The 14,591-nt window shown below is 37.3% G+C and carries 16 protein-coding genes; 1 reads left to right on the forward strand and 15 read right to left on the reverse strand.

Annotated elements, in window-relative coordinates; genetic code table 11:
• The 3 genes from GYA49_03280 to mraZ form a co-directional block, all read right to left on the reverse strand.
• Positions 1-276, reverse strand: a 276-nt coding sequence (locus GYA49_03280; GenBank protein NMC36044.1) for a hypothetical protein, incomplete at its 3' end; no start/stop codon positions are given.
• A 3-nt stretch (positions 277-279) separates the two neighbouring features.
• A complete protein-coding gene (gene rsmH, locus GYA49_03285) occupies positions 280-1,185 on the reverse strand; it encodes a 16S rRNA (cytosine(1402)-N(4))-methyltransferase RsmH (protein NMC36045.1) in 906 nt (301 codons plus the stop codon).
• Positions 1,163-1,603, reverse strand: coding sequence for a division/cell wall cluster transcriptional repressor MraZ (mraZ, locus tag GYA49_03290; protein ID NMC36046.1), 441 nt, complete (start codon positions 1,601-1,603; stop codon positions 1,163-1,165). Before mraZ ends, rsmH begins: the two co-directional genes overlap by 23 nt.
• 180 nt (positions 1,604-1,783) lie before the next feature.
• Here mraZ and GYA49_03295 point away from each other — a divergent pair, with 180 nt between their 5' ends.
• Entirely contained in the window at positions 1,784-2,212 is a 429-nt protein-coding gene (locus tag GYA49_03295) for a hypothetical protein (GenBank protein NMC36047.1), read from the forward strand.
• A gap of 9 nt (positions 2,213-2,221) precedes the next feature.
• On the opposite strand, the gene GYA49_03300 is transcribed toward GYA49_03295, so the two are convergent.
• The 12 genes from GYA49_03300 to GYA49_03355 all read right to left on the reverse strand — a co-directional run bounded on the left by GYA49_03300 (position 2,222) and on the right by GYA49_03355 (position 14,589).
• Positions 2,222-3,037, reverse strand: coding sequence for a hypothetical protein (locus tag GYA49_03300; protein NMC36048.1), 816 nt, complete (start codon positions 3,035-3,037; stop codon positions 2,222-2,224).
• 32 nt (positions 3,038-3,069) lie between these two features.
• Positions 3,070-4,437: a glycine--tRNA ligase gene (locus GYA49_03305; GenBank protein NMC36049.1), complete on the reverse strand. Its 1,368-nt coding sequence runs from the start codon at positions 4,435-4,437 to the stop codon at positions 3,070-3,072.
• A 370-nt stretch (positions 4,438-4,807) separates the two neighbouring features.
• A complete protein-coding gene (locus GYA49_03310) occupies positions 4,808-5,035 on the reverse strand; it encodes a hypothetical protein (GenBank protein NMC36050.1) in 228 nt (75 codons plus the stop codon).
• 15 nt (positions 5,036-5,050) lie between these two features.
• Entirely contained in the window at positions 5,051-5,599 is a 549-nt protein-coding gene (recO, locus tag GYA49_03315; GenBank protein NMC36051.1) for a DNA repair protein RecO, read from the reverse strand.
• A 6-nt stretch (positions 5,600-5,605) separates the two neighbouring features.
• On the reverse strand, positions 5,606-8,161 hold the full coding sequence (locus GYA49_03320) for a DUF4012 domain-containing protein (GenBank protein ID NMC36052.1): 2,556 nt from the start codon (positions 8,159-8,161) through the stop codon (positions 5,606-5,608).
• A gap of 17 nt (positions 8,162-8,178) precedes the next feature.
• Positions 8,179-8,799 (reverse strand): sugar transferase, encoded by a 621-nt coding sequence (locus GYA49_03325; GenBank protein NMC36053.1) that lies wholly within the window; start codon positions 8,797-8,799, stop codon positions 8,179-8,181.
• A gap of 9 nt (positions 8,800-8,808) precedes the next feature.
• Complete coding sequence (locus GYA49_03330; GenBank protein NMC36054.1) at positions 8,809-9,891, reverse strand: mannose-1-phosphate guanylyltransferase; 1,083 nt, start codon at positions 9,889-9,891, stop codon at positions 8,809-8,811.
• Positions 9,861-10,961, reverse strand: a complete 1,101-nt coding sequence (locus GYA49_03335) for a glycosyltransferase family 4 protein (GenBank protein NMC36055.1) — start codon at positions 10,959-10,961, stop codon at positions 9,861-9,863. The genes GYA49_03330 and GYA49_03335 overlap by 31 nt, the downstream gene beginning before the upstream one ends.
• On the reverse strand, positions 10,939-11,385 hold the full coding sequence (locus GYA49_03340) for a hypothetical protein (protein ID NMC36056.1): 447 nt from the start codon (positions 11,383-11,385) through the stop codon (positions 10,939-10,941). Before GYA49_03340 ends, GYA49_03335 begins: the two co-directional genes overlap by 23 nt.
• Positions 11,386-11,392: 7 nt before the next feature.
• Entirely contained in the window at positions 11,393-12,535 is a 1,143-nt protein-coding gene (locus GYA49_03345) for a glycosyltransferase family 4 protein (protein ID NMC36057.1), read from the reverse strand.
• On the reverse strand, positions 12,519-13,391 hold the full coding sequence (locus tag GYA49_03350; GenBank protein NMC36058.1) for a glycosyltransferase family 2 protein: 873 nt from the start codon (positions 13,389-13,391) through the stop codon (positions 12,519-12,521). The genes GYA49_03345 and GYA49_03350 overlap by 17 nt, the downstream gene beginning before the upstream one ends.
• 1 nt (position 13,392) lies before the next feature.
• The gene (locus GYA49_03355) at positions 13,393-14,589 is read right to left on the reverse strand and encodes a glycosyltransferase (GenBank protein ID NMC36059.1); all 1,197 of its coding nucleotides are present in this window, start codon (positions 14,587-14,589) and stop codon (positions 13,393-13,395) included.
• Between the last annotated feature and the right edge of the window lie 2 nt (positions 14,590-14,591).

The following is a 14,591-nucleotide window of genomic DNA, read 5'->3' on the forward strand; positions in this document are numbered from 1 at the left end:
ATTGATAATAGTTTCAGGCTCTACATACCCTAAAGCCTCAGCTTTTTGAGCTAGCTCATGCAAGCTCATTTCTTCTACGTTTTTTGAGAGAAGCTTGCGATTATCATCTTCGAGTTGCTGAGCTTTTTGCTCAAGCTCACTCAAAGCTGCTCCAGAAGTAGCAATCTGATTACTGATATAAACCTGCAAACCAATCAATAACCCTAATACTAAAATAAGAGCATAATTAATAGAAAACCTACTTCTAATGATGTTTTTTTGTCTAGATTGAGTCATATATTATGATTTGATAAAAGCCCGTAACTTGGCGCTACGACTGCGCGGATTGCTCTCAAGCTCTTGTTCATTAGCCACTATCGGTTTTTGATACATTCTTTCTCCTAGCTCCTGAGATTCCCAGTCTAAAAAGGTAGTTTTAACAATCTTGTCTTCCAAACCATGAAAGCTAATCACCACACAAACACCTTTTTCTTGCAAAATATGTAAAGCTGCTTCTAAGCCACTCTTCAAAGCTTCAATTTCGTCGTTAACCGCAATCCGCAACGCCTGAAACGTTTTAGTAGCCGGATTCATGCGGCTACGGCTGCGGTAAGCTCTGTGGTAGACTTTTTCAATGATTTCCCGTAGTTGACCAGTCGTTTCTATAAACTGATGCTTACGGAAAGCAATAATGGCTTTAGCAATTGGCCTAGCTAGTGGGTCTTCACCATATTTGCTAATAAGTTGCTCCAGTTCTTTTTCATAAAGGCCATTGACTAAATCTTTAGCAGTGACTTGTTGAAACTCTGGGTTCATACGCATATCTAAAGTTTCATCAACCTGAAAAGAAAAACCTCGTTGGTTTCCACCTATCTGATAACTGGAAACCCCTAAATCAAACAGAATTCCTTTAGGGCTGATTTTATGCTTAGCAACAATTCGTTCCAGATCAGCAAAATTAGCTTTTTCCAGCTTTAGTTGGCCATTTTTATAAAAAGTGCTCAATCTGGTTTTGCTTGTTTCCAAAGCTGCCTCGTCCTGATCAATCCCTAAAACATAAGCACCTTTTTTTAAAATTGCCTCACTGTGACCACCACCACCAATAGTGGCATCAAGATACCAAGCGCCATCATGAATACGTAGGGCTTCAAGCACTTCGTGTAAAAGAACGCTTTGGTGAAAATTATTGGTTTCCGAGTTTGTCATTTAAACTTTCAGATATTTGACTAATATTTTCATTTAAATAGGTTTCGTTTTTGTTCCAGGCTTGTTTGCTCCAAATCTCAATTCGATTACCAACCCCCACAAAGACAGCTTCCTCAGCCAGTTGAGCATAGCTTCGAAGCGCAGCTGGAATAATAAAACGACCCTGCTTATCAAAGCTGATTTCAAAAGCATTACCCAACAGAAATCGATCAGTTTGACGGGATAAGCCTGATAAAAAACTCTTCCCAACTACCTGATTGGTGATTTCCTGCCAATCTTCAAATTTAACGAGCAGTAGTGAATTTTCATAACCCTTAGTTAAAATCGCCTTAGTGCCAATTTCTCGACCAAAAACCCTAGGAATAGCTACTCTGCCCTTAGTTTTATCAACATTGCTTTCAAAGTTTCCTAAAAACATAAGTTTCAAATATTATTGAAGTGGTGATTCTACCGGGCAGTTGGAGAATCACCACTTTTCACCACTAATCACCATTAAAACGTGTTTTCACGCGCTTGTCAACAGGAAAACTTATTTACTTTCTTATAAAAATACCTATAATAGTTATACTTAAGTTTTATAAACTTATATTTTTAAATTATGACAAAAGAATCAGATCCACCATTTACTTATATTAATTATGAAGTGTGTTGTTATTGCCAATATTTAGTTAGAGCAGAGGGTCAAGATGCTCCCCTAGAAGGATGTGGCTTACGACAAAATAAACAAGGTCAATTTACAAGAGTAGTTTTTGACGATGAAATAGTGGCATCTCTTGCACAAGACGGAAAAACTGCAATCAACAGACATAAAGGTTGTGAACGTTTTAAAGCAAGTGGTTTACCAGCACATCCATTAGTAAGAGAGAAGTTAGTAGAAGCAAATCCTAAAACAGTTACTATTCCTGAAGATCCAAATGCCTTGGAAACTTCTCATGAATTTTCGGAAAAAATTGACCAATACCCTCATCACGAAGATGTTCCATCTTACCTTGACAGGGACGGCAAGCTCATTCCTAGTATTGCTTAGAGAGAGATTTTACTCAGTCAGCACAATCACTCCAAGTTTTTCAATTTCAAAAGTAGCCTTGCCACCATCAATTTTGGCATCAACTACTTTCCAACTAGTTCCATCCCAGGTTTGAATTTTACCACTAGTCAGTTCCTGAGACTGCAAAATTACTGTTGCTGGTTCTTCTAGTTCATCAACATCTTCAATAAAAATACCATAAGGCCCTAATACCACTTTATCACTAAGTTGTTTTGGTAAACCAAAAGTTGAGGTAATAAGCACTGGCGTATCTTCGTCAAGGTTATCTCCAAAAGCAATTTGCAACCTCCCATCGAGAGAGGAAACGACTCCATCATGTTCGCTTGGTTTTTGTACTGAAAAATCAGCTTTAAGCACATAGTCCTCTTTAGCCGTAAAACTAAGTTTTAAATTGCCACCGGTAATATCATCATCACATTTACAAACTCCTTTTGAGCAGGTTCCAAATTCCAAAGGTTGATGCTCTTTATTGGGATCAGATAAATCTCTAGTTCCAAAGACTCCCTGAATCATTGTGGCCGTATTGTATTCCAGCTCGTACTCAGCTTCGGTTTCATCGTTTTTAAGATTACTAATCTTAAGGTCAATCCCACCGCAGCGACTTTTATTGGCATGAGGAATGAGCTCAACATAAGGCCGATCAGCTAGCGGTAAAGTATTTACTTTAGAAACACTCGGTGGAGTTTCAATCAGAGCTGGAGCCTCTTCATTAGCATTGCCTCGCAACACAAAAAACCATAATCCTCCAACAATCAAGAGAATAACTACCAAAACTGGAATAATAATTTTAAAAGATAGTTTCATATATATGGGCATTATTAGCAAGCTAATAGATGCTACTGAGCTAATTTATCTGCTAGATAATTTTTAAGTTGTGAAACTACTACTCGCTCCTGAACCATAGTATCTCGATCCCGAACCGTTACACTGTCTTTTTCTAGAGTCTCAAAGTCTATGGTAACACAAAACGGCGTCCCAATCTCATCCTGACCATAGTAGCGCTTCCCAATATTACCACGCTCATCCCAAGCAGTCATAAAGTCAAGCTTCAGCTGATCATAAACTGATTTAGCTTTAGCTACAATTTCTTCTTTATTTTTAAGTAGTGGGAAAACTGCCACTTTATACGGTGCCAGTTTTTTGGGTAATTTTAAAACCAAACGATCCTTTTCCTGAGTATAAGACTGAGTCAAAATTGCCAACATAATCCGGTTTACCCCCACTGAAGACTCAATAATGTGAGGTAAATATTTTTCCCCACTGAAAGGATCAGTATACATTAGGTCTTGACCAGAAAATGTTTGATGTTGGGTCAGATCATAATCACCTCTAGCATGAATGCCTTCCAACTCATCAAAACCAAAGGGGAATCTAAACTCAATATCATAAGCCGCTTTAGCATAAAAAACTAAGTTTTCATGTTCATGCCACTGCAGATTTTGCTCGTCAATTCCTAAGTCCAGATAAAACTGCCAACGGTATTTTTTAAGCTCATCATAGGCTACCATTTCCTGATCAGGATGCACAAAGTATTGCATTTCCATTTGTTCAAATTCCCTAGTCCTAAAAATAAATTGCCGAGCGGTAATTTCGTTTCGGAAAGCTTTTCCAATTTGAGCAATTCCAAACGGTATTTTTACTCTGGTTGAGTCCAGTACATTTTTATAGTTTAAGTAAATCCCCTGGCAAGTCTCACCTCGCAGATAGCTTGGTTCTTTTGTCCAATCGCCTGTAAAATTACCTAGGTTTGATTGCACTAGTAAGTTAAATTTTTTAACTTGACTAAAGTCCTGAGCTTGGCAATTAGGACATTTGATTTGATTTTTATTGCTTTCAAAAAGTTGATTAATCTCTTCAGCTGACATTTTTTCATCAGCCGCAACTCCAATTCCAGCCAACAAATGATCAGCTCGGGACCGAGCATGACAAGCTCGACATTCAACTAAAGGGTCAGAAAAACCAGCCACATGCCCACTAGCTTCCCAGGTTTTAGGGTGCATAAAAATAGCCGAGTCTAAACCAACCACATCTTCCCGCAGTTGCACCATATAGCGCCACCAGGCTGCTTTAATATTGTTTAAAAGCTCCGCTCCCACTGGACCATAATCATAAATAGCCGCAAAGCCTCCATAAATTTCAGATGATGGATAGACAAATCCCCGACGCTTAGCTACTGCTACAATGTCTTGCAAAGAAGTAGTCATATATCAAGAATAAAGAATTAAAAGTAAAGAATCAAGCTCTTATATCTTAATTTTTCATCTTTAAAAATAGTTGAGCTATCCGCCTTCGTCCCTGAGGCTACACATAGACTTATTCAGTCTCGTTTGCCTCAGGAGACTTCGGCGGATTATTGCATTTTATAACTTAATAAGTACGCAATAAAAAAACCGTCTCTACAAAGCTTTAATTTAATAAAACTTTATAGGGACGGTTCTTAAAGAATCGCGGTTCCACCCTATTTGACGAAACATGTAATCCAATAATTTCGTCCGCTCTTGTTTTTATAGCTCCCGCTTGCCAAAGCGATCATAGCTTAGTTTTTATAATAGCAAATTTTGTTAAAATTACAAACTATGTATGTTTGCAAACTTCTTCACCTAACTCTTTACTAAAGGAAATAAGTTGTTGAGTAGTAAATATGCTCCCACTAGCCAGCAAGCCGGCTAAAATTCCAGCAGCAATTTGAGTCTCATTACCACCTAACCAAAGACCATATGCCACACCTGATGAAACAGTACTAGTAGACGCCTCAAGCAAATCTCTTAAATTGGGATTTCGAAGCAACTGTTCTTTAATCATATTTATTAAGATTAATTATATATCATAACAATCTGCGCTCATCAACTTTCTTTCTAAGACATTTTCAATAAAAGCCGTAGTCTCAGTTAAAGTTTTTATAGGAGGAGTTCCAAACCCTAAAAGTTCCAAGAGGCGCAAATTAAAACGTAATAAAACTGTATCGCACCGTTCTAAAGCTAATTCCCTACTTTGCAGATATTCAAAGGCTAGTTTCAGTAATTCATAGATTTCTTCATTGACTTCTTCTTCTGGGGCTAGTTTATTAATAAGTTCAATGAGCTGATAACCAAGTTTAGTTTTTTGATAGTCAGTGGCAAAATTTTGGTAATTTTGATCAAGAAAAACTTCAGTTACAATGTCACCAGCTCGACCCTTAGCTACCAAAATACTCACTTCATTAAATAGCTCCAACAAACCGCTACGACGGGATTGCAACTTGCGAATCCCTTTGGCTTTAAGAGTAATCTTACCTTTTTCCCTGGAAAAAAAAGTGATTAGCCGATCAGCTTCAGCAAAATTCCGACGCCTAATCACAAAACCTTGAAGACGATATGTTCTACTCATGCTAGCTTAGATTTTCCAACTTTTAGTCGTATCTTTATCTAAAGTAAATTCTTCTTCTTGGCCTTTGATGCGGACAATGTACTTACTATTTTTAGTACCAGGTTGTTTTTGAACTAGCATACTATAAGCATCACCAGCTTTTACTTTAAAAGGTAAAGTGTAAGTAATAATAATCTTAGCTTTTTTCTCAGGATATAGTTCAAAAAAGCCTTCAAACACGGTTTTGTCCAAATCTTCACTTTGAGTAATTTTAGTTAAAGCTCCTCGCCCTTCCTCCAATTTTGAACCTTTTGGTACATAAATCCGGAAATAATCACGCCATTTTCCAGACAAACATAAGTCACCAGCTTCCAAATTACAATTATCCATTGGTTCAGGATGGGTATAGGTAATTGTCAAAGTCTTGGTAACCGTACCATCATCGGCAATTTCGATATCCTGTTCAGCTTCCTGATCAATATAAAAATTAGATTTAGCCCCACCAAGATTAGCGTCATTGATGTGCAAATAATCATTTTTAGCTTCATTGATTCTACCGGCAATATTGAAAGCTTCAGCAGCTTTTTGTAGCTTTTCATCTTTAAAATAAACCAGCAGATGTTTTTCTTCCATGAGTTGAAACATAAGCGGCACTAGTTTAGCTAGTTGTTCCTTACCACCACCCAAAGATTTTTTCATCAGAGCTTGCATCATTGGACCCAAAATAGAAGTTTTACGGTTAGTCACTACGGTAGCTAGTGGCTTATCAACAATGTGTTCCAGCTCGCAAACAATTTGAGCTAAATTACACCTAGGATCATTTTCAACTGTAAAGGTTCCATAATCATCAACTACCAAAGGACCAGTCACTTCAACCATGCGCCGTAACACTTCTGTATCAATAGCAATAATGCCATCTACTTTATATTCATCTTTAAGTTCTGAATAGTATTTATCAAAAGTAGTCATAGATACATAATAATCAGGTGAGAAATTCATATTGCGCAAATACCAATAGTCTTCATTCATGTGAATTTTAAATGGTTCTGGAGCTTCAACTTTGTTGCCAAATTTCTTATCCAAACTATAAATATCATCACTTTTCTCTGGGGTAGTTCGTCCTTTATCAATATTAATAACTGCAAAAGCACTCATAAAACCACCAGTTGGTCGCAGTTCACCATCATTTTGGAAAATAACTAAGTATTTCTTACTTGTCGGATACCCTAAAATTTGAGGTAAAACTTCAACTAACGGTCTGGCGTCAGTGACCGCTACCACAGCTTCAGCTACCAAGGCTTTACCTTGAATTAGGCGAGGTCTGATTGATTTGCCCTGAAGCTCTTCAGGATAGTCATTTGGGTCAATTTTATCTAGCTCATCTTCCACAATCTGAAGTTTTTGCGAAACTTCTTCCAGTTTCGGAGTCACTTTGTCTAAAGTTTCAACTACTTTAACGATTCGGTCTTCAGCTGTTCCACCTTCAAAGCTACCTTGACCTTTTAAACCCAACACATCAGCATACGGCAAAACTGCATCAACTAAAATTTCTCCAGCTTCAATTCCAGCCACTCCAGCTTTAAGTCCAGCTTCAGCATCAGTAGCATAAGTTGATACAAACGGTATCGCTTTAAGCCATGAGAGCTTCTGATAGGCTTTTTGAGTAGCCAACAATGCTGTTTTAGTTTCACTTAACTTGGTTTTAGCTGGTTCTAAATCTTGGTTTTTGACTAAAGTATAAGCCTCTTGGGCTAAGGTCATAGTTTTCTGACCATTATCTAGAACCGGCTTTGCTAGTAAATAAGTGGTGGCCCCTAAGGCAATTACAAGCACCAAAACTACCCCCACTCCAATCCCAATCAGTTTTAAAGTTTTTTTACCCTTTTTCTGTTCTGCTTTTGGAGGTTGTTCTGTTTTTTTCTTACCAAACGGTAATTTAGCTTTAATTTTTGCCATAAGTGATAGTTTTTCTTCTTTTTCTACTTCCTGGTTTTGTTCAGGTTGAGATTCTACTTTTGGTTCTTGAGATTGAGCTTCATTTGGCTGATTTTCTTGAGGCTGCACTTGGGCTTCTACTGGTTTAGCAGCTTCACCTTGAGTCTGGTTTTCTTCAGGTTTAGTGGCTTCTGGTTGGGATTGTGCTTCTTGAGGCTTAGTTGTCGTCTCAGCTTGTGTTTGATTTTCTGCTGGAGCTGCCTCAGCCTGAACTTGGCTACTAGCATTGCCTGACTCCACTTTTCCTGGTTCGGTTTGTACTGGTTCAGTAGGAGCTGTCTCGGCTTTATTAGCTTCATTTTGAACTGGCTCTGGGGCATCTTTTTTGCCATCTTCAACTACCTGTGAATCTACTGGCTCGGTTTTTTTAGGGTCAGTATTTTGCTCAGCTGCAGCTTCTTGAGACTTTTCAGCTTCAACTGGCTTAGCGTCATTAGTCTCAGCTTTCTCTGGTTGAACTGAGGTTTCCGGCTCATTAAGTGCCTTAAGTTCGGTCGCTACTTCTTTAATCTCATTAACCAACTCTTGTGTTTCAGAGGAGATATCAGTTGTTTTATCATGAATGATTTGTTTTTTTGTTTTGGGCATAGGCAAGATGGCTCCGCTTACCATTTAGTAATCATGGCTTGAGGAGTTTTTAACATAATAACTATATCATCTTTTAGACTATGATTGCGAGCATAATCACTATCCATTTTAGCGCGTTTATCAAACGGGATTTCATTACGACCCGAAGTTTGCCAAGGACCAGTCATACCGGGCTTAACTTTGTAAATATTTTTAACCCATTTTCTAGTATGGGGATATTTTTTAGTCTGCTCATCTAATTCTTTTTTAAGATAGGCTCGGGGACCCACAATACTCATATCGCCTTTTAAAACGTTGTAAAGCTGGGGAAATTCATCCAATGTCAAATTGCGCATGATTTTACCCAATGGGGTAATCCGCGGATCATTAACTAGTTTCCAGTCACATTTTTTAAACTCTTCCAATAGTTTTTTATCCTGCTTATGCAAAATATCGTCAGCATTAACTACCATAGACCTAAATTTATAAAACCAGAATTCTTTACCATTTTTACCCACTCGCCTATGTTTGTAAAAAACTGGGCCTGGTGAATCGAGTTTAATGAGCAGCGGTAAAATAAGCCAGATCGGCAAAAATAAAACAAAAAGGATCAATGCCACTAAAATATCTATTGCTCGTTTGAGCGGTTCATAATCCATATATTAATCTTAGTTTTGATACAAACTGTTGTAAAGCTCTTTTACCTTAGGAGCCTGAGCCATGGGGCAAACCAGTAAACCGGCATCACTATTGACCACAATCATATTAGATAAGCCGATTAAACCAACCGTTTTCCCTTGATGATTAATAATTAAAGAGTTACTCACATCTAATAAATTTACCTTGCCAATAATCACATTACCATCATTATCTTTATCTAAACCATGATACAGCAGTTCCCAAGTTCCCACATCAATCCAACCCATATCAACTGGTAAATCCCACTGACTTTTAGGCGGCAACTTTTCAAAAATACCGTAATCGATCGATACTTTTTCCATCTGGGGATATTCTTCTTCCAGTACTGATTGATATTGTGGTGTATCAACAACCTTACTAATCTTCTCAAGCCGTGCATAAATTTGAGGCGCATATTTTTGATAGTAAGAGAGTAAAAGTGATGGCTTAGTAGCCATGTAGCCAACATGAATTAGATATTCATGTGATCTAAATAATTTTTGAGCAGTTTCTAAATCCGGTTTTTCTACCTGTTGTAAAAATTCATAAACATCATGTTTAGCTTCGGTTTTGACTTTCTGGCCAATTTTAATCCAACCGTTATGAACAGATGGATAAGTAGGAAAACAGTCTACGTGAACTATCCGATCATGAGCAGCAGCCAAAGAAGCCGCCTCGCAAATTGCATCCAAAAAGACTTCATCATTTTGAATCACATGATCTGCTCCCCAAAGCATAATCATAACTGCCTTAGGGTGACGTTTAGCAATCACTGACGTAGCCAAACCAACAGCTCCAAGATTGTCCCGCATGGCTGGTTCTAAAATTAAGTTTTTATCAGGAATTTGTGGGGCTTGTTTTTTGAGCTGGTCTTTAAATTTCTCTGAAGTAGCAATATAGACATCTTCAGGCTTAAAACGCTTTAAAACTCTGGCTACAAACTCGGCAAATATTGACCGCTTGCCCAACAAACCCTCAAATTGTTTCGGATGGTCCATATTGCTAATCGGCCACATCCGAGTGCCTTTACCGCCACACATAATTAAGACTTTGATTTCTGGTTTTGTCTCCATAATTCCTCCACAATTTTTGCAAAATTGTTTTTAAAAATTGTTTTACTAAATTTTTGAGCTTGCGCTTTGCAAACTTGAGCTGAAAAGTCTTTCTTTTCAAATTCTAGCAAAGCTTTTTCTAAACTAGATACTGATTGTTTTTTAAAAAGTATTCCGGTTTTATTTGAAATAATTGTATCTAAAACGCCACCTTTAGCAAAAGCAATTACTGGTTTACCAAAGCTCATTGCTTCAACCGGCACAATTCCAAAATCCTCATAACCGGCAAACAAAACTGCCTGACAGCGCTTATAGTACATAGCAAGTATGTCATCTGTCAAATTTCCCACAAAATAAATAGTTTTACCGACTAGCTTTCTAAGCCTTTTTTCCTGTTCACCACTACCTACTATTATTAAATTTCGTTGCAATTTATTACAAACTTTGATTGCCAAATCAACCCGTTTATAAGAAACCAAACGAGAAACCACTAGATAAAACCGCTTTGGTGTTTTTATAGGCAATATTGTTTTTGGTTCAGATAGCTCAACTGGCGGAAATATAATGCGGCTATCTTGATGGTAGTATCGCTTAATTCTTTGAGAAACAGCTGTGGAAATAGCAATAAAGTGATCAATGTTTTGGATCGCTTTAAAATCAGTTTGCCGCAAAAATGGACCCAACAATTTTAAAAATAAGCCTTTAATACCTTCTCGTTCATAACTTTTGCGATGCGACCATAAATAGCGGGTTGGCGTCAGACAATAGCAAATGTGGAGTGTCTGAGAACCAGTTTTTATGTGTTTAGCTTCAGCTGAAGTCACTGAAATAACTATGTCAAATTCATCAAAATTAAACTTGGAAAAGGCTAAAGGCGTCAACCAAGCAAACCATTCATGATGATCTTTTGCAAAAGGTATGTTTTGTAAAAATGAAGTTTTAACATTAAAAACTTTGGCCCAAGGAGCTTTAGTAGGGTTGTAGACTGTTGTATAAAGAGGAGCTTGAGGCCAAATTTCATGTAGGGCTAACAAAACCCGCTCAGCCCCACCAAACTTATTGACCCGATCATAGACTAAAGCAATTTTCATAAAATTTTCTAAGGTGAATAATATCTTTTCTACTTATATGTGTAAAAATTAGTTTAGTTGCCAGATGTTGCCAATTTATAAATTCACTGACTTTATACATAGTCCAATTACAAAAACTTCTTGACTGATAGTTAGATGTTTTAAAATTCAAATATGTTGGTATAAATAAATTATAGCTATCTATTCCATTTCTTGTTATTTTGGCCTTTTTATTAAAAATATTTACAGTTTGGGGCTCAAAACATGATTGGCCATATTTTTTAAAAGCAATTCCTACAACATAATCAGGTTTATTTTGAATAATTAATTGCTTAAATGTTTCAATATCTTTTGTTAGTTTATAAAAATAGAAAATACTGGGAAAAATATCTTCTATTTCTTTTTTATAGGGAAAGGTTTTAAAGCTATAAACCAACAGATTCATTTTATTTTTAAAAAACCTCTTGATAAACCTGCCAGGTTTGAGCAGCTGCTTTTTCCCATGTGTAAGTCTTACTATACTTCATGCCTTTTTCAACAATCTTATTCCGCTGCTTATCACCAAGGTTCATAGCTTGCTGCATCAGCTCAAAGAGCTGCTGACTATTATGAGGATCAAAATACCAAGCATTAGAACCATAAATCTCTGGTAAGCTGCCGGTATTACTACTAATTACCGGGCAAGCACTGGCCATAGCTTCTAATCCTGGTAAACCAAAACCCTCCATAAGCGATGGAAAAACATACGCCCTAGCTTGAGCATATAAAAATTTTAATTCTTCATCAGGCACATTGCCGGGCATAACTATATAATTTTCCAGTTTATATTTGGCAATCTGGTCTTTAAGTCTTTGCCAAAAAACGTTTCTGGCACAGGCAATCAAAAGCTGAACCTTGTTATTTTGAGCTTTAAACTGCTTTAAAGCTTCAAGTAAAACTTCTAAATTTTTACTAGGATAGGCTGAGCCTGTATAAACAAAGTAAGGAGCATTTAACTGATATTTCTTTTGGATTTTTTTTGAAGCCGCACTTTCCAATGTGAGGTTCAAATTATATGGCTCACTAACCCCCTCATAAACAACTCTAATTTTATCTTTAGCCAGTGGATAATGAACCGCCACCTGATCTTTAGTAAACAGCGATGGTGTAATAATACATTCTGATCGTTTAATAGCTTGGCCAATCGTCAACCGGTAACCACCATATTTAAGCCAATAAACTAAACTGCTTCGGGTTGTTACTGGCTTGCCTTTAAAAAAATGTTTGATCAAATCATGAATAGTGACAATATATGGAGTTTTGGCTAAAACTGGCACATTAAAATGCATAAAATGCATGAGGTCTAATTTTTCCTTATCAATTACGCCTCCAAACTGAAGTTGTTCTTTAAGAGAATAGTGAGGAATTTCGGTTTCAACCAGATGACAGTTTTTAAGCAAAGCTTTGTCTTCCTGCCATTGGTGACGATTGATAAAGAGCGTAAAGTCGGCTTTATCCTGATATTTATTTAAAAGCGCTAAAACCAACTCACGAGTATAGCGGCCCAAACCCGCATGAGTAATACCCCAAAACCGACAATCAAGCCCTATCTTCATATTTGCCTTTCTGCCAATTGATTACTGCAAAAATCAGCCACATTAAGGGTTTGGGATATGTCTTAGCATAGTGTTTTTTATAAAAAAGCTGCATGGTCTCCCAAAAATAGTAATGGCTTTTACTTTGTTTGTCTTTTCTGCCTGACTCGCCTTTTAAATGCAAAGCCTGGGAAACAGGGTTAAAAGCAATATTGAATCCTTGTTTTTTAAGCCGTAAACATAAATCAATATCCTCAGCATACATAAAATAGCCTTCATCAAATAGACCAACCTGATCTAAAACTTGTTTGCGAATTAGGAAAAAAGCTCCGGAAATTACATCCACTTGATGAGCTTTGGTCATATCTTTCCAACCCTGATGATAGCCGCCAAATAGTTTGGTTGTTGGAAATAGTTTTTCTAGTTTGGCAAAATAAGTTAGACTTGCCCAAGGTGTGGGAAAGCCGCGATGACAGGCCGGATCCAGTTTGCCGCTTTGTAAAATCAGCTTACAGGTAGCTGCAGCAAAATCCTGGTTTTTTTCTAAAAAGTTAAGCTGTTTTTTAATAGTGTCTTTTTCTAAAATTACGTCTGAATTAAGCAGAAGAATATATGTTCCCGAAGCTTTGCGGATACCTTTATTATTACCAGCCGCAAAACCAGTATTACGGGTATTTTCAATAATGGTCACTTTTATTTGCTTATGATCTTGCTTAAAAGTTTTAAAGGCTTTTGCAGAATCATCACTAGAAGCATTGTCCACTAAAACTATTTCCCAGCTATACGAGTCAAAGTCACTTTGACAAACCGACTCTAAGCATTTCAGCGTTATATCTTTGGTGTTGTAATTTAAAATGATAATAGAAATATCAATCATATTATTTCTTTTTCCCTAATTCTTGATAAATCCGGTCTAGTTCTCTGGAAATCACTGTCCAATCGTAGCGAGACGAAACCAGGCGTTTACCATTTTGAGCTAGTTTATTTTGCAATTTTTTATCCTGTAAAATTTTGATAGTTTTAGTAGCTAAACCTTCAGCGGTTTCGGCTACTAACGCATCTTGGCCTGGCCGGACATCTAAGCCTTCAACACTCAGTGAAGTTCCCACTACTGGCAAGCCCATAGCCATAGCTTCCAAAACTTTATAGCGGGTTCCTTTACCAGACCGCACTGGAGCTAGTAATACATGAGCCTGGCGATAGGCATCTCGAATATCTTCTATCCCTCCAGAAACAGTAATCGAATCTTGCTGCCCATAAGCTAGGATTTTTTTGCTCGGCGAAAAACCGACAATATGAAGTTTCGCACCTGGAATTTTAGCAATAATTTTAGGCCAAATTTGTTCCACTAAAAATTCGACTGCATCGGCATTAGGCAACCATTTAAACGTCCCGACAAATAACACCGTTGGTTGCTGGGGGTTTAATTTTTTGACACTATTAAAAAATTCCATATCTACCCCATTGGCTACCACTGCAATATTGAGTTTTTTACCCACTTCTTTTTGAATAAAAACTTTATCATCAGCCGACATAGTCACTAATTTACTGGCCTGCTGCCAAAAATAGGTTTCCCAACGTTTAATCTTGGCAATATCAATTGAAAGCAGCGGCTTAATCGGCCAAAATTTCACATTGTGGGCATAGCTTTGATAGCCCAAATATTCAATCGTTTGTTCTACTAGCAAAATCGGAGTTTTAGTTTTGGGGATATTAGGCATCATGTAAAAAGTCTCCGCATGAATCAGATCGTATTGATCATTTTTAAGCTCTTGCTCAATAATATGAGAAGCCCGAATCGGCATATTGCGAGTCACTAAAAAAGGGTAAGCCGTCAAACCGGCCAGTAAGATATTGCGTGGCGACCAAGGATTTTTAGTCCGTTTCAGCAGCACCACTTTTTTACAAAATTTTTTCAGTTGCGGCAAATATTGACGTTCGCCGTCATCTTTTATCAGAGAAAAAAGAGTAATTTCGTGATGGTCTTTAAGGTTTTTAAGTAGATTGTAAGTGCGAATCTGTCCACCCGAAAGTAATGGGTAAGGCAGATATGGAGTAAGCATCAATATCTTCATAA

The organism is Candidatus Beckwithbacteria bacterium, assembly GCA_012797845.1.
In the GTDB taxonomy this organism is placed as follows: Bacteria; Patescibacteriota; Microgenomatia; order UBA1400; family UBA1449; genus JAAZOH01.